Origin of the sequence: Acidovorax sp. NO-1, assembly GCF_000238595.1 — a bacterium.
In the GTDB taxonomy this organism is placed as follows: domain Bacteria; phylum Pseudomonadota; class Gammaproteobacteria; order Burkholderiales; family Burkholderiaceae_C; genus Acidovorax.
In genome coordinates this window covers 1-743 of the sequence record NZ_AGTS01000082.1, presented here as the reverse complement: position 1 = coordinate 743, position 743 = coordinate 1, and the positions used below count along the sequence as shown (strand labels likewise).

The following is a 743-nucleotide window of genomic DNA, read 5'->3' as shown; positions in this document are numbered from 1 at the left end:
TAGCAGGCTGCTGAAATACCCCACGCTGAAGCCACCCCCATCAGTGCAATGAGGCAGTTTCGGTCGATTGGGTGTGTCGCGGTCGCGCAAAGCGTCATCCAAGGGGATGTTTTACGTGTTTGAAGGGCCTTTTCCCCGTATTTGACGCTCATTGCGCCCCCTGCAGACGGACTTGTCCCAAGGTGCGCATGCGCACCAGGTTGTACGCCGCCATGGTCATCACGAAGACTTGGCCGACGCTCTTAATGCCACGTACCATCACTTGGCGAATCGGGCCGATGAACTTGCCCCAGCCAAAGCCTTGTTCGATGCGTTTGCGCTTTTGTTGTGAGATGGCGTAGCCCTCGCTGGTGGCGAGCTCATCGGGCACGGCCGATGATCTGCCCGCCTTGTTTTGCGCGACATGCGGCGCGACCTTGATGTCTTGCAAGGCCTTGATGAACTCGGCCGCGTCGTAGCCCTTGTCCGCACCCAAGGTGATTTCGCCTTCGGGGTTGGCCGCGCGCGCATCGCCGATCATCAGCTTGGCCGCTTCGCGCTCGGCGTAGCCATCGGCTTGCGTGACCATCGCGCCCACCACCAGACCGTTGCGGTTCTCCATCAACGTGTGTCCCATGAAGCGCAGCTCGCTGGCGGTCTTGCCTTTGCGGTACAGCCTGCTGTCGGGGTCGGTACTCGATTCGTGTGTCTCGTTGCTGCGGGGTTTGCCTCGGAAGTCACCGCCACCGCCACCGCCACCGCCA

Annotated in this window: 1 protein-coding gene; it reads right to left on the bottom strand. The window is 61.2% G+C overall.

The window, feature by feature from the left end; genetic code table 11:
* Positions 1–148 precede the first annotated feature (148 nt).
* Positions 149–743: IS1182 family transposase (locus tag KYG_RS12855; protein WP_008905340.1), on the bottom strand; the 595-nt coding region annotated here is incomplete at its 5' end.